The 24,253-nt window shown below is 43.0% G+C and carries 24 protein-coding genes and 6 pseudogenes; 28 read left to right on the forward strand and 2 right to left on the reverse strand.

Going from position 1 to position 24,253, the window contains the following annotated elements; translation table 11 throughout:
- Positions 1–8 precede the first annotated feature (8 nt).
- From JCM19055_RS29930 to JCM19055_RS14400, 3 genes and pseudogenes are all read left to right on the forward strand, one after another.
- Positions 9–2,708: pseudogene (locus tag JCM19055_RS29930) on the forward strand (calcium-translocating P-type ATPase, SERCA-type).
- A 394-nt stretch (positions 2,709–3,102) separates the two neighbouring features.
- Positions 3,103–3,903, forward strand: coding sequence for an SDR family NAD(P)-dependent oxidoreductase (locus tag JCM19055_RS14395; protein WP_052366385.1), 801 nt, complete (start codon positions 3,103–3,105; stop codon positions 3,901–3,903).
- 33 nt (positions 3,904–3,936) lie between these two features.
- Positions 3,937–5,427 (forward strand): class I adenylate-forming enzyme family protein, encoded by a 1,491-nt coding sequence (locus JCM19055_RS14400; protein WP_042360217.1) that lies wholly within the window; start codon positions 3,937–3,939, stop codon positions 5,425–5,427.
- A gap of 45 nt (positions 5,428–5,472) precedes the next feature.
- On the opposite strand, the gene JCM19055_RS14405 is transcribed toward JCM19055_RS14400, so the two are convergent.
- Positions 5,473–6,378, reverse strand: coding sequence for a VanW family protein (locus JCM19055_RS14405; protein WP_052366386.1), 906 nt, complete (start codon positions 6,376–6,378; stop codon positions 5,473–5,475).
- Between the two features lie 253 nt (positions 6,379–6,631).
- Here JCM19055_RS14405 and JCM19055_RS14410 point away from each other — a divergent pair.
- The 20 genes and pseudogenes from JCM19055_RS14410 to spoVM form a co-directional block, all read left to right on the forward strand.
- Positions 6,632–7,497 (forward strand): annotated as a pseudogene (locus JCM19055_RS14410) (YicC/YloC family endoribonuclease).
- A 28-nt stretch (positions 7,498–7,525) separates the two neighbouring features.
- Positions 7,526–7,789, forward strand: a complete 264-nt coding sequence (remA, locus tag JCM19055_RS14415) for an extracellular matrix/biofilm regulator RemA (protein ID WP_042360218.1) — start codon at positions 7,526–7,528, stop codon at positions 7,787–7,789.
- A gap of 19 nt (positions 7,790–7,808) precedes the next feature.
- Positions 7,809–8,426: a guanylate kinase gene (gene gmk, locus JCM19055_RS14420; protein WP_081831648.1), complete on the forward strand. Its 618-nt coding sequence runs from the start codon at positions 7,809–7,811 to the stop codon at positions 8,424–8,426.
- Position 8,427: 1 nt separating this feature from the next.
- A pseudogene (gene rpoZ, locus JCM19055_RS25655) lies at positions 8,428–8,626 on the forward strand (DNA-directed RNA polymerase subunit omega).
- A 102-nt stretch (positions 8,627–8,728) separates the two neighbouring features.
- Positions 8,729–9,958, forward strand: a complete 1,230-nt coding sequence (coaBC, locus tag JCM19055_RS14430; RefSeq protein WP_042360220.1) for a bifunctional phosphopantothenoylcysteine decarboxylase/phosphopantothenate--cysteine ligase CoaBC — start codon at positions 8,729–8,731, stop codon at positions 9,956–9,958.
- Positions 9,930–12,326, forward strand: a pseudogene (priA, locus tag JCM19055_RS14435) (primosomal protein N'). Before coaBC ends, priA begins: the two are co-directional and overlap by 29 nt.
- 55 nt (positions 12,327–12,381) lie before the next feature.
- On the forward strand, positions 12,382–13,332 hold the full coding sequence (gene fmt, locus JCM19055_RS14440; RefSeq protein WP_042360221.1) for a methionyl-tRNA formyltransferase: 951 nt from the start codon (positions 12,382–12,384) through the stop codon (positions 13,330–13,332).
- Positions 13,319–13,678 (forward strand): transcription antitermination factor NusB, encoded by a 360-nt coding sequence (locus JCM19055_RS24205; protein WP_052366388.1) that lies wholly within the window; start codon positions 13,319–13,321, stop codon positions 13,676–13,678. Before fmt ends, JCM19055_RS24205 begins: the two co-directional genes overlap by 14 nt.
- On the forward strand, positions 13,651–14,736 hold the full coding sequence (rsmB, locus tag JCM19055_RS14445; protein ID WP_081833730.1) for a 16S rRNA (cytosine(967)-C(5))-methyltransferase RsmB: 1,086 nt from the start codon (positions 13,651–13,653) through the stop codon (positions 14,734–14,736). The genes JCM19055_RS24205 and rsmB overlap by 28 nt, the downstream gene beginning before the upstream one ends.
- Positions 14,664–15,761 (forward strand): 23S rRNA (adenine(2503)-C(2))-methyltransferase RlmN, encoded by a 1,098-nt coding sequence (rlmN, locus tag JCM19055_RS14450; protein WP_042360222.1) that lies wholly within the window; start codon positions 14,664–14,666, stop codon positions 15,759–15,761. The genes rsmB and rlmN overlap by 73 nt, the downstream gene beginning before the upstream one ends.
- A gap of 2 nt (positions 15,762–15,763) precedes the next feature.
- The gene (locus tag JCM19055_RS24210) at positions 15,764–16,165 is read left to right on the forward strand and encodes a protein phosphatase 2C domain-containing protein (protein WP_052366390.1); all 402 of its coding nucleotides are present in this window, start codon (positions 15,764–15,766) and stop codon (positions 16,163–16,165) included.
- Positions 16,166–16,296: 131 nt separating this feature from the next.
- The gene (locus JCM19055_RS24215) at positions 16,297–16,506 is read left to right on the forward strand and encodes a hypothetical protein (RefSeq protein WP_193745446.1); all 210 of its coding nucleotides are present in this window, start codon (positions 16,297–16,299) and stop codon (positions 16,504–16,506) included.
- Positions 16,503–16,760, forward strand: coding sequence for a hypothetical protein (locus tag JCM19055_RS29935; protein ID WP_052366392.1), 258 nt, complete (start codon positions 16,503–16,505; stop codon positions 16,758–16,760). Before JCM19055_RS24215 ends, JCM19055_RS29935 begins: the two co-directional genes overlap by 4 nt.
- A 90-nt stretch (positions 16,761–16,850) precedes the next feature.
- Positions 16,851–17,528, forward strand: a complete 678-nt coding sequence (locus JCM19055_RS29940) for a protein kinase (protein WP_265182217.1) — start codon at positions 16,851–16,853, stop codon at positions 17,526–17,528.
- A complete protein-coding gene (locus JCM19055_RS29945; RefSeq protein ID WP_265182203.1) occupies positions 17,504–17,656 on the forward strand; it encodes a hypothetical protein in 153 nt (50 codons plus the stop codon). Before JCM19055_RS29940 ends, JCM19055_RS29945 begins: the two co-directional genes overlap by 25 nt.
- The gene (locus JCM19055_RS26555; protein ID WP_052366394.1) at positions 17,640–17,819 is read left to right on the forward strand and encodes a PASTA domain-containing protein; all 180 of its coding nucleotides are present in this window, start codon (positions 17,640–17,642) and stop codon (positions 17,817–17,819) included. The genes JCM19055_RS29945 and JCM19055_RS26555 overlap by 17 nt, the downstream gene beginning before the upstream one ends.
- Entirely contained in the window at positions 17,816–18,460 is a 645-nt protein-coding gene (locus JCM19055_RS24235; RefSeq protein WP_052366395.1) for a PASTA domain-containing protein, read from the forward strand. The genes JCM19055_RS26555 and JCM19055_RS24235 overlap by 4 nt, the downstream gene beginning before the upstream one ends.
- Positions 18,461–18,472: 12 nt before the next feature.
- Positions 18,473–19,335: pseudogene (rsgA, locus tag JCM19055_RS14465) on the forward strand (ribosome small subunit-dependent GTPase A).
- A 4-nt stretch (positions 19,336–19,339) separates the two neighbouring features.
- Positions 19,340–19,987 carry a ribulose-phosphate 3-epimerase gene (gene rpe, locus JCM19055_RS14470; protein ID WP_042360223.1) on the forward strand — a complete coding sequence of 216 codons (648 nt, stop codon included), beginning with the start codon at positions 19,340–19,342 and terminating at the stop codon, positions 19,985–19,987.
- 116 nt (positions 19,988–20,103) lie between these two features.
- A pseudogene (spoVM, locus tag JCM19055_RS14475) lies at positions 20,104–20,178 on the forward strand (stage V sporulation protein SpoVM); the annotation flags it as partial.
- Positions 20,179–20,260: 82 nt separating this feature from the next.
- Here the strand turns inward: spoVM and rpmB are convergent.
- Positions 20,261–20,449 (reverse strand): 50S ribosomal protein L28, encoded by a 189-nt coding sequence (gene rpmB, locus JCM19055_RS14480; protein WP_042360224.1) that lies wholly within the window; start codon positions 20,447–20,449, stop codon positions 20,261–20,263.
- Positions 20,450–20,614: 165 nt separating this feature from the next.
- On the opposite strand from rpmB, the gene JCM19055_RS14485 reads away from it, so the two are divergent.
- From JCM19055_RS14485 to sdaAB, 5 genes are read left to right on the forward strand one after another with little or no spacing between them, the layout of a single operon-like run.
- On the forward strand, positions 20,615–20,977 hold the full coding sequence (locus JCM19055_RS14485) for an Asp23/Gls24 family envelope stress response protein (RefSeq protein ID WP_042360225.1): 363 nt from the start codon (positions 20,615–20,617) through the stop codon (positions 20,975–20,977).
- 27 nt (positions 20,978–21,004) lie between these two features.
- On the forward strand, positions 21,005–22,678 hold the full coding sequence (locus tag JCM19055_RS14490) for a DAK2 domain-containing protein (RefSeq protein ID WP_370543163.1): 1,674 nt from the start codon (positions 21,005–21,007) through the stop codon (positions 22,676–22,678).
- Between the two features lie 22 nt (positions 22,679–22,700).
- Positions 22,701–23,354, forward strand: a complete 654-nt coding sequence (locus JCM19055_RS14495; protein WP_265182204.1) for a DegV family protein — start codon at positions 22,701–22,703, stop codon at positions 23,352–23,354.
- Complete coding sequence (locus JCM19055_RS29950) at positions 23,317–23,568, forward strand: DegV family protein (RefSeq protein ID WP_265182205.1); 252 nt, start codon at positions 23,317–23,319, stop codon at positions 23,566–23,568. Before JCM19055_RS14495 ends, JCM19055_RS29950 begins: the two co-directional genes overlap by 38 nt.
- A gap of 10 nt (positions 23,569–23,578) precedes the next feature.
- Positions 23,579–24,241, forward strand: coding sequence for an L-serine ammonia-lyase, iron-sulfur-dependent subunit beta (gene sdaAB, locus JCM19055_RS14500; protein WP_042360226.1), 663 nt, complete (start codon positions 23,579–23,581; stop codon positions 24,239–24,241).
- Positions 24,242–24,253: the final 12 nt, after the last annotated feature.

The raw sequence follows: 24,253 nt of genomic DNA on the forward strand, positions 1-24,253 counted from the left end.
GGGAAGAGATGAAATGGCATCAAATCGATCCGCTTACGGTCTATAAGAAGTTAAACACGGAAGTAACGACCGGTTTGTCGGAAAAAGAAGCAGAAGAACGACTACACATCCATGGTCAGAATAAACTTCAAGAAGAAAAAGCAACTCCATGGCCGATTTTGTTCTTAGAACAGTTTAAAGATTTTATGGTTATTATTTTGCTTGTCGCAACGTTCGTATCAGGCTTACTGGGCGAATACATTGATGCCTTGGTCATCATGGGAATTGTTCTCGTCAACGCCATTCTCGGTTTTGTACAGGAGAGAAAGGCTGAACGATCGTTAAAAGCGTTAAAAGAATTATCTGCTCCAGAAATTACCGTATTTAGAGATGGAAAATGGACGAACATTGCTTCTCAATATGCCGTCCCCGGAGATATCGTACAACTAGAGAACGGAGATCGTATTAGTGCAGATATCCGCTTAATCGAGACGATGAGACTTGCTATTGAAGAATCATCGTTAACGGGTGAATCTGTCGCTTCTGAAAAAAATGAGCACATTGTTTCAAACAGTGAGGCAGCTCTTGCGGATCAACACAATATGGCGTTTGCCGGCACGATGGTGACGAGAGGACGCGGAAAAGGCGTCATCGTTCATACAGGAATGAAAACGGAGATGGGGAAAATTGCGCATTTGTTGCAATCGACTGAAAGTGTCTCCACGCCACTGCAGCGTCGTCTAGAGCAGTTAGGTAAAATCCTCATTGTCGGTGCGATTTTCTTAACAATTCTAGTCGTTCTACTCGGTATTATGCAAGGACAACCTGCATATGAAATGTTCTTGGCAGGTGTATCGCTCGCTGTAGCAGCAATTCCAGAAGGGCTACCAGCAATTGTAACTGTTGCACTAGCGCTCGGCGTACAGCGAATGATCCGTCATAAAGCGATCGTAAGACGTTTGCCAGCAGTCGAAACGCTCGGTTGTGCTTCCGTCATTTGTTCAGATAAAACGGGAACGTTAACGAAAAATGATATGACAGTAACAGAACTTTGGACATTCTCACAGCATGTACAAGTTGAAGGCGAAGGGATCGAAGGCAAGTTTTTAAGTAACCAAAAGCCAACAAAGGTTCAAAAGGACAGTGAAGATTTACTCACTTATGGACTGCTGTGTAACAATGCAGAATTACAACTTGAGGTAAGCGACCGCAAACAGCACGTGAAATCGTCGGATCAGTTTACCGTAAGTGGGGAACCAACAGAAGTAGCACTAGCTGTTTCAGCAGCAAGGCACAGCGTCTATCAGCAGCAATTAACGAATGAGTGGATTCGACTCGATGAGATTCCATTTGATTCAAATCGTAAACGCATGACCGTCATCGTTCGAAATCGCGAAGGACAAAAGTTTGTCATTACAAAAGGTGCACCAGACGTCTTAATCTCTCGATGTACGAGTGTTCAAGTAAGTGGTGAAGTGAAGTCGCTGTCAATGACGATGCGCTCCAAATGGGATCAAACGGTAAGTCGCATGGCAAAAAAAGCATTGCGGACGATTGCTGTAGCCGTTCGACCATTGCCTGAAGGGGCGACCGTTGGTGTAGACATTGAACAAGACATGACGTTAATCGGTTTACAAGCGATGATGGACCCGCCAAGGCTGATGTGAAAGATGCCATTAAAGAATGCCGTGAAGCCGGCATTAAAACCGTTATGATTACCGGTGACCATGTGGACACAGCAAAAGCAGTTGCAGAGAGTCTAGATATGCTTCCAGAACACGGTTCTGTTATGACTGGCAGTCAGCTAGATCAACTAAACGATGGTGAACTAAAAAAAAGCACGTCGCAAAACGTACGTATTTGCCCGTGTCACACCTGAACATAAGCTCCGCATCGTACAAGCGATGCAACAAAACGGGCACGTTGTTGCGATGACAGGTGATGGTGTAAATGATGCACCAGCATTAAAAGCTGCCGATATTGGCGTTGCGATGGGTAAGACGGGAACGGATGTAGCTAAAGAGGCTGCTGCACTCGTTCTAGCGGATGACCACTTTTCGACGATCAAAGCTGCCATTGCAGAAGGTCGTACGATTTATGATAATATTCGTAAGTTTATTCGTTATATGCTTGCTTCAAACGTCGGGGAAATTTTAGTCATGTTGTTTGCACTTTTACTCGGTTTACCGTTGCCACTCGTTGCGATCCAAATCTTATGGATTAACCTCGTTACGGATGGTTTACCAGCGATGGCACTCGGAGTTGATCGAGCGGAAAATGACGTGATGAAACGGGCGCCAAGGCATCCAAGAGAAGGGATCTTCGCGAGAGGTCTCGGAGTTAAAATTATTACACGAGGCTTTCTAATTGGTGCGGTGACCCTCATCGGCTTTGTCGTTACATTGTATGGAACTGCCGGTATTCCAGATTTAACGAAGGCGCAGACAGTAGCCTTTACTACGCTCGTCGTCGCACAATTGATTCATGTGTTTGATTGTCGTAGCGAATACTCGGTGTTCCACCGAAATCCGTTTAGTAACAAAGCGCTCGTCGTTGCCGTCGTTCTTTCATTCGTCATGATGTTAGCCGTTATTTACGTACCATTCTTACAACCAATCTTCTATACAACAGCACTTAGCTTAAACGAATGGTTCCTCATTGTTGGTCTCGCAGCCATTCCAACTGTTGCGTTAAGCTGGTCTGGTCTTAAAAAAAGGAGAATAGCATGAAGTGTTGCTCTAAAAGGTCGCCTTAAGATCTTGAGGGCACTGAAAAAGTCTCTAACTAAAGAACGGAAGCTCGAATTTAATCGAGTTTCCGTTCTTATGTTTTATAAACTGAACTGGAGTCATGATTTCCACTGCGAGCGGATTACATCGCGCATGGAGTTGCAGGACTCGGTGGCTATATTCACGGTGAACATCAAACAAATTCTGAAGTTAATGGGGAATAGATTCCCCATTAACGCTAAAATCATAAAAAAAACGGAAACACAAAAGTCGGTCATATGAACAGACGTCGTATTCATAAACAACGATGAAAAGAACAATCAAGTTACAGTAAAATAATTATGTAAACTAACAATATTCACATTATATGGTAAACTGGATCCGGGTGATTAACATGAACCAACTGGTAGAAGCATTGCTCTTTCCGAAAACCTCTCTAAACGAAAGACAAATAGCAAAAGCATTCAACAAGAAAACCGTTCTCATTACAGGTGCAAGCTCCGGTATTGGTAAAGAGATGGCATTCCTATTCGCTAATGCGACGTGCCACCTTCTCTTAGTAGCAAGAGACCATGAACGATTGGACGAGGTAAAACGAGTGGTTGAACAAAAACAAAACGCTACTGTATCCATTTATGCACTCGATTTACGCGATGAATTAGCACGTGAGCACTTTTTACATACGATTCAAAAAGAGACGGACGGTATTGATGTATTGCTATCAAATGCTGGACTGTCAATTCGACGATCGCTCTATGAATCATTGGATCGCTTCCATGATGTAAAGCGAACGCTGAATATTAACTATGAAGCACCTGCTGCAATTGTTATGTCGATGCTGCCGCTACTAGAGAAACGTGGTGGCCAGATCGTGAATGTGTCTACGATTAATTGCCAATTACCTCCGATGTCTCACTTTGCCGCTTATCAAGCATCAAAAAGTGCCTTTGATACGTGGCTTCGCTCGGTCACACCAGAAGTAAAGAAGCGTGGAATGAACGTAACGAGCATCTATTTGCCGCTCGTTCGAACGCCGATGATTGCGCCTACAAAACACTACGAGAAAATGCCTGCAATGTCGCCAGAACAAGCGGCGATAAAAATCATTGCTGCGACGATTAAACAGAAAAAACGTTATGAGCCGTGGTGGCTTACATTTGCGAAGCTTTATAGTTCAAGAAAAGTGAGTTTATAAAGTGATCGAGTTGTAAAAGGGGAGTAGCATCCATTGATTCAATTATTGAAAGCATTATATAACATTCGTTTACTACATCCAAAAGCACTGGCTACGCTCTTGTACTCCTGTGTACGTCGAGGCGTTAACGTTATGGCGTTGTTAGAATTTGCAAAACGAACGTATCGACACGCTCCGATGGTTAGAAGTGATGGTGTTGTGTGGAGTTTCGAAGATTTGCATGAGAAAGTGCTCATCACTGCTCGTAAATTGAGTAACCATGAAGTTGACATAAAATCAGGAGATCGGGTGGCTCTCGTCGTAACGAACAATACGTCGTTTACGACGTTGCTATTTGCTTGTACGTCGATAGGAGCTGATGTGTTTTTGATGAACCCGTCGTTGTCTACGAAGCAGCTTCATGCCTTTTGCACGGAAAATAACATAAAAGCCATCATTCACGACAGTACATACTCATTTACGGACAACGTGGCAGCACTTACCGTCCAAGAGATAGAGCAAACAAAAGCTGCTAAGAAACGTCCTGGTAGGGCACGTGTTAATCGGGTGATTATTCCTTCAGGAGGGTCCACTGGGAAAGCGAAAGCAATCGCGCACAAACCCTCATTGACGAATTATTTGGCTCCATTTCGTGCATGTATAACGACCCTAAACATGAAGCATCATCAACACGCTTACATCGCAACGCCGATGTACCATGGCTACGGGTTTGCGGTTTTTTTATTGTGTGTTGCTGCTGGGAAAGAAGTGATTGTTGATGAACGGTTTAACGCAAACCTCGTGATGAAGCGAATGACAGATCACAACGTTCATCTTTTAATTGTGACACCGACGATGCTACACGATCTTGTCCAAGTCAAATCACCAAAAAAGCTAACGATTCAGTGCATCGCTTCAGGTGGCGCGCCGTTAAATGAACCACTGATTCAGCGTGCTACCGAGTTGTTTGGCCCCGTTGTACACAATTTATTCGGTACGACAGAAACAGGGTTAAATTTCATCGCTACTCCAAACGATTTACGACAGGACCCAAGAGCGTTAGGCAAACCAATTAAAGGGATGAAAGCAAGAGTTGTAGACACAAGAGGCAAGGTGGCGAACAGTCAAGAGACTGGGTCATTGCAAATTTTAACGAAGAGCGGTATGGAAAAGGCGAAACAAAGCTGGTATTCAACTGGAGATCTCGTAGTGAAAGACGAAAAAGGACGTTATTATAGCCGAGGAAGAGAAGATGAACAAATCCTATCGGGAGGAATTAGCGTCTATCCAATTGAATTAGAACAACTGTTACACGAACATGAACAGGTTGAACGAGTGGCTGTTGTCGGTATCCCTGATGAGCGTTTTGGGGAGCGGCTACATGCCTTTGTCGAGCCTAAAGTTAGCGCGTTAACAGAAGAAGAGTTACGACGCTGGTTAAAAGAACAAGCAAGACGAGAATTAATGCCAAAAAAAATAACCTTTCGTTCACAGCTTCCGTACGAACAAACTGGAAAAGTAAACAAAAAGAATTTACGTGATTGAACAAAGAAAGCGAGATTCCTGAGAATCTCGCTTCTTAACCTCACCTTAAATGCTTTCGGCAGCCGTAACTTCAAACGTGACTTGCCCGCTAGATGCATCAACAGAACCAGTAATCATAACAGGGAAGTCGTGACCGTTTTCAAACTTAAAGTCCGCCCATCCCCAACTTACCATTGCATCGTCACCTTCTGGGACGTAACTGATCGGCAATGAATGGTGATGACGTTCAACAATGTCGAGTCCCGCACGTTCTACGGCATTGTAAAGGGTTGTGGACGTTTGGCAAATGCCACCACCCATACCATTGGTGAACTCCCCATCAACGATTACATTGGCTTCTTGATAGCCTCGTTCTGCAGTTGCAGGCCCAACGACTTCATGGAACGAAAAGCGGTCGCCAGGACCTAGAATAGAGCGGTGGATACTTTCGGTTGATAAACGAATGTTCTCAACTCTTCCCGTTGTGCTTGCATCAAAAGACGTTGAAAATGATCCAATTGTCTCATCGGAGATAGCTTGTAGATCATCGTCAGTAACGTTAGGAGACGTTACTTCGATCGGTAGTTTAATAGAATCATGATAATACGAATGATTCAATATATTCTCAACAAGAGCATTTTCGTCTAAGATCACTTGGTCTTGGCCGCCTTCGACTTGACCGTCGATGTTCTTAGGGGTTTTCATTGATTGATCATAACCGTTCTCGCCACGGGCAAGTTCTTTTGCAAAAGAGCGTAGCTCATCTTCTTGCAATTCATCTCGCGTAAATTCTACATGAAAATCTTCATCATTTTCGTCATAAACACTCACTTTATGAGTTGGAGTTTCACGTAATTCGTGAAGTGGTTTTTCTCCAAATACAGGTGCGCTTGCCATCACTTCTTCATCAACACCGCAAGCACTACTTAGTACGAATAGTCCTACAATAGGCAATAAACGTAACGGCTTCATACAATTCCCCTCCATAAAACTTGGTCGTAGTATAGACGTTTCAAATTGGGAAAAGTTTCACATCTTTTCTACTTATAATGTACCATAAATTCCCACCTTGTAATATATGTAATAGTAAAAAAACGACAACGAAAATCCGACTTCTTTTCAGCAAATTTCGCGGTTCTCTTTTTAAAGACAACGGTGAACTACTTGTTGTCTAAAGCAAAAACGTATAAAATAAAATGATGGAGTGAATCGAATGGTAAATAGTATGACTGGTTTTGGACGAGCAGAACAGACATTTTCAGGTGGAAAGTTACTCGTCGAAATGCGTACCGTAAATCATCGTTTTTAGATGTTCATATGCAGTTGCCTACTTCACTAAGACACATAGAACAAGACCTTCTAAAGCTTATAAAGTCTCGGGTAAACCGAGGAAAGTTTGATCTGAAAGTTGAGATTGAAGAAAATCGAGGTCGTCTAAAAAAACTCCAAGTGAATGAAACATTGTATGATGATTACATCAAAACAATGCGTAGATTTATGAAAACGGAGAATGTTGAACAGAAGATCTCGCTCGATTTAAGCTTAATTGATTTAGGGATCATTGAAGTTGTTGATGATGAGTCGACGACAAACGGTTTGGAGGAACTTGTTCTAAACACATCGAAGGACGCTCTCGTTCAGCTACTAAGCATGAGAGAAACAGAAGGAGAGTATTTGTACGGTGATGTTTATGAGCGATTGCTCGAGCTCGAACAGATGGAGCTTAAGATAAAAGGGCATGTACCTGAAGTAGAAACGATGTATCGTGAACGCTTAGAGTTAAAGCTAATTGAGTCGTATAGACTATTAGATGGACACGATGAGCGGTTGCATCAGGAAATTGCCTTTTTACTAGATAAGAGTGATATTACAGAAGAATTAACGAGACTACATTCGCACCGATTGCAGTTTTTACAAACGCTTACTGAACAACCCCCGATGGGTCGTAAGCTGGAGTTTATTCTTCAAGAAATGAATCGTGAAATAAATACAATTGGCTCTAAAGCCAACCATGCAGAAATCTCCAAAAGTGTCGTTTCGTTCAAAGCTGAGCTTGAAAAGTTACGCGAACAAGCGCAAAATATCGAATAAACGACGTGCAGAAAAGGAGGGTAACATAATGAACGTAAAACTCATTAATATCGGTTTTGGAAATATGGTTTCAGCAAATCGAATTATTACCATTGTAAGTCCTGAATCTGCACCGATTAAACGAATTATTCAAGAAGGTCGCGATCGTAACATGCTGATCGATGCTACATATGGAAGAAGAACGCGAGCGGTTATTATTTCAGATAGTGACCATGTTATACTGTCAGCGGTCCAACCAGAGACCGTTGCTCAACGATTGCATTCAAAAGACGAAGGCGAAGAAGAATCATAAGTGTAGGAGTGAACCGATGTTGAAAAAGGACAAAGGGTTGTTAATTGTTTTATCAGGGCCTGCAGGAGTTGGGAAAGGCACAGTTTGTAACGCACTAAGAGGCGTGAATGATCGAATTTCTTACTCCGTGTCTGCAACGACCCGCTCTCCTAGAGAAGGTGAGCAAGAAGGTGTCAATTATTTCTATAAGACAAAAGAAGTCTTTGAAGAAATGATCGCAAATGATGAGCTTTTAGAATGGGCGAAGTATGTTGATAATTATTATGGAACACCACTACACTATGTAAAAGAACAGCTCCGTGAAGGACAAGACATTATTTTGGAGATTGAAGTTCAAGGTGCTGCCAAAGTAAAAGAGAAATACCCAGATGGTGTTTTTATATTCCTAGCTCCGCCAAACTTAGATGAGCTGAGAAAGCGAATTGAAGGGCGAGGAACGGAAGATTCTGATCTAATTAACCAACGCATGAATGTTGCGAAAGCTGAAATTGAAATGATGGCGCAATACGATTATGTTGTTGAAAATGACCAGGTCGACAATGCTGTAAGTAAAGTTCAAACGATCATTGATGCAGAACACCTCCGTCAAGAGCGTGTGATCGATTATTATCGTAATTTAGTAGAGGGAAGTGAATAAGATGTTATACCCATCGATTGATTCATTGTTAAAGAAGATTGATAGTAAGTATTCACTCGTTACAATTTCAGCGCAACGCGCACGTGCACTTCAAGAGCAAGAAGAAAGAAGTTTTGGAGTGAACAAACCAGTATCAAAAAAAGAATGTCGGTGTTGCACTTGAAGAAATTCAAGAAGGCTACTTAAACATCAAAGCGTAACGGTCAAAGAGGCTGTCTATTTACAGGCAGTCTTTTTTTTATTTACATAGGAATTTGCTATAATAAATAGCAAAAAGAACAGTGCGGAAGGGTGTAGGACGTATGGACGGTAAGAAAATCGTGCTCGGTGTAACCGGAGGAGTTGCAGCTTTTAAAGCAGCCGCCCTTGCTTCGAAATTGAAACAAGCTGGAGCGAGTGTAAAGACGATCATGACAGAAAGTAGCAAAGAATTTGTTACACCACTAACGTTTCAAGCGCTCACGAGGGACCGGGTTTATGACAATACATTTGTAGAAGAAGATGTCTCAAAAATTGCTCATATCGACGTTGCTGATTGGGCAGATGCGTTTGTAATCGTGCCTGCGACCGCAAATTTCATTGGGAAATATGCTAATGGCATTGCAGATGACATGTTAACGTCCACGTTGCTTGCGACAAAAGCTCCTGTATACGTTGCGCCAGCAATGAATGTGAACATGTATGACCATCCTGCCGTGATCCAAAACCTCGAAACATTGATGAACCGCGGTGTGACATTTATTGAACCCGGTGCGGGGTACTTAGCGTGTGGGTGGATTGGCAAGGGACGATTAGCCGAGCCAGAAGATATCCTGAATTTCTTACACGGTGAATTCAGTGAACGAAAAGAAAAGACGCTAATGGGTAAAAACGTCCTCATAACCGCTGGTCCAACAAGAGAAGTCATTGATCCTGTACGGTTTTTGAGCAATCGTTCGACAGGTAAGATGGGCTATGCAATCGCCAAAGCAGCTATTGATTTAGGAGCGAAAGTGACACTTGTTAGTGGACCTGTGCAATTGGAGGCGCCGCAAGGCGTCACGCTCATTTCGGTAACGAGCGCAGAGGAGATGTATGAACAAGTGATGAAGCATTTTGACGATGCGGACCTTGTCATTAAAACCGCTGCAGTTTCTGATTATCGTCCAACAAAGGTAGAAGCGCATAAAGTAAAGAAACAAGCAGGCAACCTGACAATTGAAATGGAGCGGACGAAAGACATTCTTCGTACACTCGGAGAGAATAAACATCATCAAGTGCTCGTAGGTTTTGCCGCTGAAACGCAAGATGTAGAAACGTACGCAAAAGAAAAGCTTGAAAGAAAACGACTGGACTTAATTGTAGCGAATGATGTTTCGGACCGCTCAATTGGTTTTGAAAGTGATGAAAACCGTGTGTTATTGATTGATCGCGAAGGTGGCGTAAAGCGAGTTGATCAACAGAAGAAAGAGACGTTAGCATATACGATTTTAGAAAACGCATCGAAGCTTTTACGTGAGGAGAATCACCGTGTACACGAAAGTCATCGTTGATGTCGCTGCGGGAGGTGTCGATCGACCGTTCGACTATCGTTTAAAAGATGCTCATCTTGGCGTAGCAGCACCTGGAATGCGTGTGCTCGTCCCGTTCGGGAAGCGTAAACTAACAGGAATTATCGTTGAATTATCCGATACGGCATCCGTGAAAAACGTCAAGTCTATTAGTGAACTGTTAGACGTCACCCCAGTTCTTAGTCCAGAACTTCTAGATTTAGGGAGCTGGCTTGCTAAAGAAACGACGTGTTTCCAAATCACAGCACTGTTTGCGATGATTCCAGCGGCGATGAGAGCGAAAGCACAAAAATTTCTCGTTTTAAACGAGGAAGCAGATCACGTTGACGTTTCTGTTCAAGCGTTGTTCGGCCAACGAATCAAAATTCCATTCAAAGAAATTCCAGAAGATAAAACGATTCTGAAGGCCGTTTCTAGAGGGATTCAAGAAAATGTTCTGTCAGTGTATTATGAGCTAAAAGACGGTGCAAAGCATAAAGAGCAAAAGGCAGTAACAACGTTACAAAGCGCGCAACAACCAAAAACGGCGAAACAACAAGAGACGCTAGCAACGATTGAGCGAGTAGCAGATTCTGGCGCTGTTCCAGTCGCCACACTTATTAATGATCATGGACTCAGTCGCTCAACAATTCAAACGCTCATCAAAAATGAATTTCTTGAGGAGCATCAAATCGTTATTGAACGCAATCCTTATGAACGCCAAGCTGGCGATGGGCGGGAAGCGAAGCAAACACTCACCCATGATCAACACGTTGCGTATGAATCAATTCGTGATGCAGTTGAAGAACGATCATCGAAACCGATGCTGTTGCATGGAATTACCGGTAGCGGTAAGACGGAAGTGTATTTGCAAGCGATTGAACAAGTGCTAAAAGAAGGGCGAGAAGCGATTGTGCTCGTCCCCGAGATTTCACTAACGCCACAAATGGTTGAACGGTTTAAGCGGCGATTCGGAGACCATGTTGCCGTGATGCATAGTGCGCTCTCAAGCGGGGAGCGGTATGACGAGTGGATGAAGATTCACCGTAACGAAGTGCAAGTCGTTGTTGGAGCACGGTCTGCCGTGTTTGCGCCATTTAATAACATTGGTTTGATCATTATCGATGAAGAGCATGAAAGTAGTTACAAACAAGAAGATTATCCCCGTTATCATGCTCGAGAAGTGGCCATTTATCGTAGCCAAACGCACGAGTGTCCTGTCGTTCTCGGTAGTGCAACACCTTCTATGGAAGCTTCGCTAGAGCAAAAAAAAGACGTCTATACGTTACTTTCATTGCCAGAGCGTGTAAATAAAAAACCGCTTCCTGCCATTGAACTAATTGATATGAGAGATGAGCTTCGTGGTGGCAACCGTTCGGTGTTCTCTAGTCAGTTACTTGATAAAGTGAAAGACCGGTTAGCGAAAGAAGAACAGATTGTCTTGTTTTTGAACCGACGTGGGTTCTCGACGTTTGTGATGTGTAGAAGTTGTGGATACGTCGGTGATTGTCCGCACTGTGAAATCTCCCTTACGTATCATCAACGGGGCAACCAGTTGAAGTGCCATTATTGTGGGCATGAAGAGACGATGTATGAGGAGTGTCCTGCGTGTGAAAGTGAGCACATTCGCTTCTTTGGAACGGGAACACAAAAAGTCGAAGAGGAATTGCAAAAGCTATTACCAGAAGCGCGAATCATACGAATGGACAACGATACGACACGTAAGAAAGGCTCGCATGAAGCACTGTTAAAGCGATTTGGTAATCACGAGGCAGATATTCTACTCGGTACGCAGATGATTGCCAAAGGCTTGGATTTCCCAAAAATTACATTGGCAGGCGTCTTAACGGCTGATACGCTCTTGAACTTACCAGATTTCAGAGCACCTGAACGAACGTTTCAGTTGTTAACGCAACTCGGTGGCCGCGCGGGGCGAGACACGCGTGAAGGAGAAGTCGTCATCCAAACGTACACCCCAGAACATTATGCGATCCAGCACGCAAAGAGCCATGATTTTGAAGGTTTTTTTTGCGTATGAGATGCAACAAAGAAAGCAAGCAGGTACCCGCCGTATTATTTCATTTGCTTAATTACATTTTCACACGAAGAATTGCTCACGGCGATGAAAGCTGCTGAACGAGCGACTCGTTTTCTAAAGGAGCGTTTAAGTGATCAATCGGTCATCTTAGGGCCGACTCCGTCACCAATTAGTCGGATCAATGATAGATATCGGACGCAATGCATGATAAAATACAAACGAGAACCTAATTTTTCGGAGATTCTCAGCGAACTATTTACTCATTACCAACAAGAAGTGCACAAAGATAGTCGTTTTATGGCCATTGATCGCCATCCAAACATATTCATGTAGCCCCCACAACGTTGGGGTTTTTGCACGACAGTAAGGTTTGAAAGGATAGATAAGTATGAAAATCGTTTTTATGGGAACACCTGATTTTGCTGTACCTGTGCTTTCTATGCTCGTTGAAGAAGGTCATGACGTCATCCGTGTCGTCACTCAACCCGATCGTCCGAAGGGACGCAAAAGAGAGCTTATTAAAACACCTGTGAAAGTTGAAGCTGAGAAACATGATATCCCCGTGTTTCAACCCGAGAAACTTCGTGATGATGAAGCGGTAGAACAAGCCATCGAAGGAAATCCTGATCTGATTGTAACTGCCGCTTACGGTCAACTTTTGCCAGAATCGATTTTAACAGCTCCGAAATACGGTGCGGTAAACGTTCACGCTTCACTACTGCCTGCTTATCGCGGAGGCGCTCCGATCCATCAGTCTATCATCGATGGACAAAAAGAAACTGGCGTGACCATCATGTATATGGTGAAGCGATTGGATGCAGGCGATATGCTTCTTCAAGAAGCCATCAACATTGAAGAAGACGATACAGTTGGAACGATGCATGACAAGCTAAGTGCGCTTGGTGCGAAGCTCTTAAAAGAAACGTTGCCACATCTTGAAAATGGAACGGTCCAACCAGTACAACAAGATGAAGAAAAGGTAACGTATGCACCGAACATCGCTCGGGGTGCAGAACGTATTGATTGGACGAAATCTGCCCAAGCTGTTCATAACCAAATTCGTGGGATGAACCCATGGCCCGTTGCTTTTACGACGTGGAATGGTCAGTCGCTTAAATTATGGAAGTCTGAGCTTAGTGATGAGCACTTTGATGCGAATCCTGGAACGGTTGTGGAACGTGATCAAGATTCATTTACCGTTGTGGCGGGGGACCATCACGGGGTAAAATTACTTCTCGTCCAACCAGCAGGCAAAAAAGCCATGGAAGCCTCTGATTTTCTTAGAGGAAAAGGCCAATCCTTAAACGTTGGAGATGTACTCAAAGATGACAAAGAATGAAAACCCACGTTACGTGGCAGCGAAAACGCTCCAAGCAGTGTTCTTCAAAGGGGCGTATAGCCACCTCGCACTTGATGAACAACTTAAAAACCATCAGTTATCGGCTGTGGATCAACGGTTTGTAACAGAAGTGGTTTATGGTACGATAAAACGATTGAATACGATTGATTATCTTTTAAATGGTGTGATGAAAAACAAAGTCCACAAAAGTGATCAACGAATTCAAGTCATTCTGCGCATGGCAGTTTACCAAATGTTTTATTTGGATCGCATTCCCGAACGAGCAGCAATTCACGAAGCGGTTGAGCTTTCAAAACAGTGGGGAGAGTTGGTCTTAAAGGTTTAATCAACGGCGTTTTACGTTCGTTGTCAAGACAAGGGCTTCCTGATTTTTCTTCCATTACACCAAGTTCAAAACGAATTGCAATTGAAACATCTCACCCAGAATGGCTCGTTAAACGATGGATCAACGCTTACGGTGAAGAAGAAACGATGCGTTTATGTGCAACTAATAGCGAACGGGGCAAAACGGCGGTTCGAGTGAATCTAAGGGTTTCGACTGTTGATGCCGTTCAAATAGAGCTTTCTGAAGAAGGAATTGAAACGGTTAAAGGTGAACTAGCCACGGAGAGCTTAATCGTCACACAAGGCGTCGTCACGAAAAGTGCTGCGTTCAAAGAAGGACGACTTAGCATCCAAGATGAAAGCTCCATGCTTGTGGCAAGAGCATTAAACCCAAAACCTTCGATGAAAATGTTGGATGCGTGTGCAGCGCCAGGCGGGAAAACGATGCACGCTGCTGAGTTAATGAACGATGAAGGCGAGATTATTGCCAATGATGTGCATGCTCATAAAAAGCGTCTCATCGAAAAGGAAGCAAACCGATTGCAACTTTCGATCGTTCATGCAACGACTGAAGACGCGGTGAATCTTGCGGCAACGTATCAAGATGTGCGGTTTGATCGTATTTTAGTTGATGCTCCGTGTAGCGGTCTTGGCGTACTTCGAAGTAAGCCAGACATTAAATGGAATACGGATGAAAAAGAGATTCAAAAATTGCCAGCATTACAGCTTGACATTTTAAACGCCGCCTCCAAACTTCTCAAAGATGACGGAGTGCTCGTATATAGCACGTGTACGATATTGCCAGAAGAGAACGAACACGTCGTTCAAGAGTTTCTAAAGAACAATGAAGACTTTACTCACGATGAATCATTACAAGAACGAATAAAGATACAAAGCGAAAATCAAGGATATACAACGATCTTGCCACATCAATATGGCAGTGACGGATTTTTTTATTTGTGCAATGAAGAAGGGAAGTGCTCGTCATGGAAACGAGAACTAAAAAGCGAGATATTACGAAAACAGCAACAGATGGAAAACGATCAATTCTTTCATTAACGTTTGAGCAATGGGAAGAATGGATGAAAGAAAACAAAGAACCAAAGTTCCGTGCAAAGCAAATTTTTGAATGGTTGTATCGGAAGCGTGTCGAATCAATTGATGAAATGACCAATCTATCGATTACACTTCGAGATAAACTAAAAGAAGAATTTCGATTTACGAGGTTAAAAGAAGTGCTTCGTCAAACATCTGTTGACGGTACAGAAAAGTTTCTTTTTGAGTTACACGATGGATACTCAATCGAGACTGTATTAATGCGTCATGATTACGGAAACAGCATTTGTGTAACAACACAAGTTGGGTGTCGTCTTGGGTGTACGTTTTGTGCATCAACTCTCGGTGGCTTAAAGCGAAATCTTGAAGCGGGTGAAATTACAGCACAAGTATTAGACGTGCAACGTGCGCTTGATGCAAAAGGCGAGCGAGTTGACTCAATTGTCGTGATGGGTATTGGTGAGCCATTTGATAACTATGAGAATCTAATGGGCTTTCTTAGAGCAGTGAATCATGATGAAGGACTTAACATTGGTGCTCGTCACATTACGGTCTCAACGAGTGGAATGGTGCCTAAAATCTACAAATTTGCTGATGAAGGAATGCAAATCAATTTTGCGATTTCCCTCCATGCGCCAAACGATGAAATCCGCGGTCGCTTAATGCCGATTAACAAAGCATTCCCAGTGAAAAAGCTGATGGAATCGATTAAGTATTACCAAAAGACGACAAAGCGTCGTGTTACATTTGAGTACGGTCTATTTGGTAAGGTGAACGACCAAGTCGAGCATGCTGAAGAGTTAGCTGAGCTCATTAAAGACCTTAAATGTCACGTGAACCTCATTCCGGTTAATGACGTTGTTGAGCGTGATTATGTGCGTACGAGCCGCGAAGATATTTTTGAATTTGAACGTACGTTAAAAGAAAAAGGAGTACTCGTCACAATCCGTCGTGAACAAGGGCATGATATTGATGCTGCTTGCGGACAATTACGCGCAAAAGAACGCGCTGAAGAAACGAAGGTGTGAGTGTGAAAGTTGAGCTTCGAAGTGATGTAGGTAAGATGAGAGAACATAATGAAGATGTATGTGATTATTTTCTCTCAGATGATCTTCTTCTCGCAGTTGTAGCTGATGGCATGGGTGGCCATAAAGCTGGTGATGTTGCGAGTGAACTTGCCATTCAAACGTTAAGAGAAGCATGGAAGAAACAAGCACCACATGCAACAGAAGAAGCCATGACATCATGGCTTCTTCATACGATTACAGAAGCAAATGAACGCATTTATGAGCAATCGCTGACAAATACAGAAATGCGTGGCATGGGTACGACGATTGTTTGTGCACTCATAACCGAATCTGAAATGATTAGTGCTCACGTTGGTGATAGCCGCTTATACGTGAAAAAAAAGAACACCATATCTCACAAGTAACTCATGACCATACACTCGTAAATGAACTTTACCGTCAAGGCAGATTTCAGAAGAAGAAGCTAAAAATCACCCACAAAAAAAATGTCGTCACACGCGCACTCGGCACAGAGAATCAGTGCAACATTGATGTGTTGCAGCATGAATTAAGCGATACGGACACCGTTATTTTGTGTTCGGATGGGCTTAGCGACAAGCTATCAAACGATGATTTTGACGTTGTGTTAAATCAAGATAATCGTTTAGAAGATAAAGCCGATCAACTATTGCAACTTGCTCTTGACCGTGGTGGCGAAGATAACATTACGTTCATTCTCATAGACAAGGGAGCGAACGAACTATGATAGGGTCACGTATTGACGGTCGTTATGAAGTCATTGAAGCCATCGGTGGTGGCGGAATGGCAAACGTTTACCGAGCGCGAGATGTTATTTTAGAGCGTGATGTAGCGGTAAAGGTTTTGCAACCTCAATATACACATGATGAAGCATTTATACGTAGATTTAGACGTGAAGCTCAGGCGGCGACCAGCTTAATTCATCCAACGTTGTTGACATTTATGATGTTGGTGAAGAAGATCAGACGTTTTACATCGTGATGGAATACGTTGGTGGTAGTACATTAAAAGAAAAAAATAGTCCGAGAAGGTGCGCTTCCGTTTCAAGAAGTACTCCAAATCTTTGATCAAATTTCTTCAGCGATTGCGTATGCCCACGACCAAGGAATTGTTCACCGTGACGTTAAACCACACAACATTCTTCTTGATGAAGATGGCACGGTAAAAGTAACGGATTTTGGGATTGCAAGAGCGGCCTCAGCTGCAACGATTACACATACGAATTCTGTTCTCGGTTCTGTTCATTATTTATCTCCTGAACAAGCACGTGGTGGGGCGGTTACGTTAAAAGCGGACATTTATGCTTTAGGCGTTGTGCTTTATGAAATGATTACAGGGACATTGCCGTTTGATGCAGATTCTGCGGTTTCAATTGCACTCAAACATTTGCAAGAGAAGATTCCGAACGCAAAAGTGTTGCGTCCTGACTTGCCAGAGAGTATGAACAATATCATTCGTAGAGCGACTGTCAAAGATCCTTTGTTGCGTTATGAGACGGTACACGACATGTTGCATGATGCAGAAACGGCGTTGTTACCAGAACGGATGAACGAAGCGCCACTAGAACTTGATGATCAAAGTGAAGAAGAAACAAAAGTGCTGCCTGTATTAAGCGACCAACAGTCTTCTGAAGAAACAATTGTCGCTCCAAGTGAACAAACAGGCCAAGAAGAAAATGATGCAAAAGCAAATGAGCCTAAGAAAAAGTCAAAGCGTAAGCTTGGTTGTTTCCATTACTCGCATTTCTGATCATTGTACCGACAGCGCTCGTGCTAGGATTTATGGTCATTCCGTCTTGGTTTGCTGTAGATGAAGTACAAGTGCTGATGTGTTGGTACGAATTACGAAGAAGCAGAGCAGTTGTTAGAAGAGAATGAACTGATCGTTACAATTGAGCGAGAATATCACGATGAAGTTGAACGTGATGTTGTCTATTATCAAGACCCAAGAGCGGGAAGAAACGTGAAAGTTGAAAGTGCGATTACGCTTCGAGTGAGTGATGGTCCAGAAACGGTTGAAATGCAAGACTTAACAGGATGAGTGTAGAGGATGCGGTTGATCTTCTAGAGGAACTAGACATTGACGTTGAGACGACGAGTGAACCTTCTGATGAGCAACCACCAGGGTACGTCATCAGCCAGACACCTGAGTCTGGTGAAGAGGTCATTCAAGACGAGCTATCGGTTCAACTCGTATACAGTGAAACACCACAAATGACACTCGGAGACCTTACAGGCTCCAGTGAGCAAGCGGTGCGTAATTACCTTGAATCTCATCAATTGTCAGGTACATTTGATCGTGAATACTCAGAAACTGTGCCAGAAGGGCAAGTGATTACTCATGAGCCAGGACCGTACGTTACGATTGATGAAGGGTCTGGCGTGACATTCGTGATTTCTAATGGTGAACCGCCTGTCGAAGAGGAAGAAACGCAAACCCGCTATGCGGAGATCCCCGTAAATGTGACCGATCCAGAAGCTGGACAGTCCTATGATATTCGCATTGAATTTACAGATAGAACGACAGGAGGCGACCCAGAGATTTTCGTTGAGGAAGAGATCACAGAATCGACCGAATATCTCGTTCCTTTTGAAGTGAGTAAGAGTATACCAGGGACGTACACGTTGTATATTAACGACGAAGAAATGCAATCTAATACGCTAGAGTTCGAAGAAGACTAAGGAGGAGATTCGTTGCAAGCAGGCCAAATTATAAAAGCCGTCGGTGGATTCTACGATGTTTTACATGATGGAGAGGTTACGCGTTGTCGGGCACGTGGATTGTTTCGTAAGCAAAAGATTAAACCGCTCGTCGGTGACTTTGTCACGTTTGAAGAGGAATATGTTCAAACGGTCGAATCGAGATCAAATGAAATGCATCGTCCACCGATTGCCAATGTCAATCAAGCACTACTCGTTATGTCTTCGACGAAACCGGAGTTTAGTACGTATTTATTAGATCGATTGCTCGTCCATACAGAAGCGATGGAAGTTGAATCGATCATTATCATTTCGAAAATGGACCTTGCAAGTGAAGAGATAAAGCGAGAAGTTCGAAGCAAAGCCAGTCGATATGAATCACTTGGTTATACAGTCGTTTATACGCCAGGTGATGACGATCTCGAAGTAATTCGAGGTTTATTAAAGGACCGTACACCGTCGTTGCGGGGCAGTCTGGCGTCGGTAAATCAACGCTATTAAATCGTGTTGATGACTCATTAGACCTTCAAACAGGTGAAATTTCGCAACAATTATCAAGGGGAAAACATACGACACGCCACGTTGAGTTATTGCAAACGTGTGGAGGTCAAGTCGCAGATACTCCTGGCTTTAGCTCCCTTGATTTTACGGGGATTGACCTTGATGTTTTGGCAGATAGCTTTCTTGAAATTTATGAGGTGTCTAAAGATTGTAAATACCGCGGCTGTACGCATCGCAGAGAAGATCGTTGTGCAGTAAAGGCTGCGGTTGAAACAGATGAAATTGCACCGTATCGATATGACAATTATTTGTCATTTTACAACGAAAAAGAAGAAGAAGAAAAGCGGAGGTTTTAACACAATGGCAATGATCGCACCGTCAATCCTTTCAGCGGATTTTAAACAACTAGGCAACGACATCGAGGCAGTGAGCAATGCGGACTATATCCATGTAGACGTAATGGACGGAAAGTTTGTTCCTAACATTACAATTGGTCCTCTCATTGTTGATGCGGCAAAACGCTCAACGTCACTACCACTTGATGTTCACTTAATGATTGAAGATCCAGATCGGTACGTTGAAGACTTTGTCAAAGCCGGCGCAGACATCATTACGGTTCATGTCGAAGCTTGTACTCATTTGCACCGAACGATTCAACTCATTAAAAGCCATGGTGTTAAAGCGGGAGTTGCTTTAAATCCACATACTCCAGTAGCAATGGTTCAACATGTGATTGAAGATGTAGACCTCGTCTTGTTAATGACGGTTAACCCTGGGTTTGGTGGGCAAAGCTTCATTCAAGCTGTGCTACCTAAGATTGCTGAAGTACGTAGATTTGCAAATGAAGTGAACGAAGAGTTACTTATTGAAGTTGACGGAGGCGTTAACGAAGAGACCGCAAAACAGTGTGTAGAACACGGAGCAAACCTGCTCGTGGCAGGATCACACATTTATAAACAAAGTGACCGCAAGCAGGCGGTGGAACGGCTCAAAAGCATTACCGAGTAATTTTTTATAAAAAACGATGTACTATTTCCTTCTGGGTGAATATACATATAGAAGAATCCGTATGTGCCCGTCAGTGTTTGTCTTCGGAAAAAGCTGGCCTTCAAGGAGGAATTGGAATGAAATTTTATACGATTAAGCTTCCGAAGTTTTTAGGTGGGGTTGTTCGCGCAATGCTGAACTCATTTAAAAAAAGAGTAACCCCCAAAAAAGAAAAAGCACCGCTTAGCGGAGCTTTTTCTTTTTTTTCATTTTATAAAAACCGGTAAGTAGCGCTTAAACGCGCTCTACTTTACCGGCTTTCAACGCTTTTGCAGATACATATACTCGTTTAGGTTTCCCGTCAACTAGAATACGAACCTTTTGGACATTTGCGCCCCAACGGCGTTTTGACGAGTTGTTCGCGTGGGAACGGTTATTACCGCTTGATGGTCCACGACCCGTAACAAAACATTTACGTGCCATCAGAATCCCTCCTTTATTTACTTCTCCCTTACTTGCACTCGAACATCTTAGCATAAAAATATGGAAGAAATCAATATAGATTTATGAACAGTTGCTTTATAAAAGCTGAAAAATATAGTAAACTGTCGATAGTTATCATTACTGATGGATGAAAGGAGGATGGCTATGGCCTTAGAAATGAATTCTCAACTAGGTTCCATTGACATCTCAAAAGAAGTAGTTGCAACCGTTGCAGGAGGTGCAGCAACAGACTGTTATGGGATTGTAGGCATGGCCTCTCAAAAGCAGATCAAAGACGGAATCTCTGAGCTTTTAAAGCGTGACAATTTCTCACGTGGAGTTGTCATCCGTGAAAACGAGGGAGATCTTATGATTGATATGTACATCATCGTAAGCTACGGCACGAAGATCTCTGAAGTTGCTTACAATGTACAATCAAAAGTGAAATATCAACTAGAAAAATTACTGGGACTACAAGTAGAATCTGTGAATATCTTTGTTCAAGGTGTTCGCGTTTCTAATCCGTAACGGTTGGACTAAATGAGGTGTGTATAAGTGTCAAATACAATTAACGGCCAGATGCTTCTGGCCATGTTTAATGAGGGAGCAGTCGCTTTAGAGAAGCACGCAAAGCGAGTTGACGCTCTAAATGTCTTTCCTGTACCAGATGGAGATACTGGAACGAATATGAGCCTTACCATTCGCTCTGGTGTGAAAGAAATGAAGCAGCAAGATGCAACGAGTGCAAACCAAGTTGCAAAAACGTTCTCTAAAGGTTTACTAATGGGAGCACGTGGAAATTCAGGTGTCATTTTGTCACAACTATTCCGTGGTTTTGCAAAAGGCATTGAGCATGAGCAAGTGCTTGATGGACAAGCGCTTGCTAAAGCGTTCGACGGAGGCGTTCAGACGGCGTATAAAGCGGTTATGAAGCCTGTTGAGGGGACAATCTTAACGGTTGCTAAAGATGCAGCTGAGAAAGCGACCAAGTCTGCAAAGAAAACGAAGGATGCAGAGCAAGTACTTGTCGATGCGATTGAAGAAGCGAAAGCTTCACTTGAGCGCACACCTGATTTACTTCCGGTACTTAAAGAAGTTGGTGTCGTTGATTCAGGCGGTCAAGGACTCGTCTACATCTATGAAGGTATGCTACGTGCAATGCGCGGAGAAACGACAGCAGATGACGCTCCAGAGCAAGCATCGATGGAAGAGCTCGTTCATGTTGAACACCACAACATTCAAGGTGACATGAATCCAGAGGATATTGAATTTGGGTATTGTACTGAAGTGATGGTTCGCTTTAGCGATGACAAAACGAACGAGTCACCTTACGTTGAAGAAGATTTCCGCAATACGTTAAGCCAATACGGCGATTCTCTTCTAGTCGTAAGTGATGAAGATATCATTAAGATCCATATTCATGCTGAACATCCAGGTTTCATCATGAACGAGGCACAAAAGTACGGGGAGCTTATTCACGTTAAAGTCGACAACATGCGTGACCAGCATGCTGCACTTTCAAATGAACCTAAGAAAACTGAACCGCCCGTTCCGAAGAAAACTCAAGAAGAAGCCGAGTTTGCCATGATTGCCGTTGCAATGGGTGATGGGATTCGTGATCTATTCAAGAGTGTCGGTGTAGACATCGTGATCGAAGGTGGTCAAACGATGAACCCGAGTACGGAGCAGTTGACGAATGCAATTAAAGAAACGCACGCAAAGCATGTGTTTTTAATTCCAAACAACAGCAACATCATTATGACAGCCGAGCAAGCAGCTGAAGTGAGTGATCGTGATGTTCGTGTTATCCCTACGAAGTCTGTTCCTCAAGGATTAAGTGCGCTGTTTTCGTTTAATGCAATGAACAATGCCGATCGCAACCAAAAAGAAATGACGGAGAGCATTTCTCAAGTGAAAAGCGGTCAAATTACAAAATCAATTCGTGACACAGCAATTGATGGCATAGACATTAAGAAAGACGACATCATGGGCCTTGTTGAGAACAAGATTGTAAGCTCAGGAGATTCTTTAGAAGAGACGCTCATTTCTGTGACAAGCCAAATGGTAGACAACGATACAGAGATGGTAACGATCATTAGTGGTGAAGAAGCTGAAGCGTCTTGTACGGATGCGCTCGTCTCGTACATCGAAGAGAAGTATCCAGAAGTTGAGACTGAAGTGCATGAAGGGAAACAACCGCTTTACCATTACATTATTGCTGCTGAATAAAAGATAAGAGGGGATGGATGATATGACACGTGTAAAGATTGTTACGGACAGTACGGCTGATATTCCGAACGCGCTCGCTGAAGAACTAGACATTACCGTTATTCCACTAAAAGTAAACTTTTCAGCGGATGAGACGTATCTTGATGGAATTGAATTAAGTCCGACTGCCTTTTATGAGAAGTTACAACAAGCGAATCAAATGCCAACAACTTCTCAACCTTCACCGTATGATTTTGAAAAGCTTTACAACGAGATCTACGATGAATCAGAAGAAGATACCGTCATATTTTCCATTCATCTGTCTTCTAAATTGAGCGGTACGTATCAAGCTGCAACGATCGCTGCCTCAGAAGTAGAAGACAAAATTAACGTGCATGTGATTGATTCAAAACGAGCGAGCTATTCTATTGGCATAATCGTCGCTGATGTTGCGAAGCTTGCTATTGAAGGCGCTGATCAAAAGGCAATTCAAGACCGTATCGACGTTCTTCTAAATGAAACATCGGTATACTTTATGGTTGAAACACTTGAGTATTTACAAAAAAACGGTAGAATCGGTAAAGCACAAGCACTTATTGGATCCTTATTAAAAATGAAACCGATTTTATCTCTTTCGAAAGAAGGAGAAGTCTACCCGTTTGAAAAAGCTCGTGGCCGTAAAAAAAGCAATCGATAAAATTGTAGAAACGTTACAAGAAACATACAAAGACCAACCGGTAGACATCGGATTAAGTCATGCGGTTGCTCCTGAAGTTGGCGACACGGTTTTAGAAGAAATCAAAGCTCGTTTAAACACTCAATCGACAGTTAAGACAGAAATCGGTGCGGTAATTGGTACTCATGTTGGTCCGGGAACTGTTGCCGTGATGGTCACTCCTACAAAAGCGTAAGGGGATTGTTATGAAATATCGTAGTGTTACAGAGATTATTGGTCCAATCATGGTTGGACCGTCAAGCTCACATACCGCAGGTGCTGCTAGAATTGGACGTCTTGCAAGACTACTTTTTGATGGTCAACCGAAGCGTGTGAACATTCATTTATACGGCTCATTTGCGAAAACGTACAAAGGTCACGGTACTGACGTGGCGTTAATCGGCGGTTTGCTCGACTTTGATACGTTTGATGAGCGAATTCGCGATGCAAAGGAACATGCAAGCAATGCAAACATGCGTGTTCGCTTTCATGAAGAAGAAGCCATCCCTGACCACCCAAATACGGTCAAGCTTCGCCTTGAATCCGACGACAATGCGATGGAACTTGTTGGAATTTCAATCGGTGGTGGTAAGATTGAGATCATTGAGTTAAACGGATTTGCTTTACAATTAACCGGACATCATCCAGCACTTCTAATTGTTCATCAAGACCGGTACGGAGTCATTGCAAATGTGGCAAACGTACTAGCGCTTCATAAAGTGAACATTGGTCATATGAAAGTCTCACGAAAAGAAAAAGGGCGAGAAGCTCTCATGGTCATTGAAGTTGATCAAACGGTCACAGATGAGATTATGACATCACTTGAAAAACTTGAGCATGTAGACCAAGTCGCAAAACTTCACGAATAAATGATTGAGAGG

Origin of the sequence: Geomicrobium sp. JCM 19055 (genome assembly GCF_000698185.1) — a bacterium.
GTDB classification, from domain to species: domain Bacteria; phylum Bacillota; class Bacilli; order Bacillales; family Marinococcaceae; genus Geomicrobium_A; species Geomicrobium_A sediminis.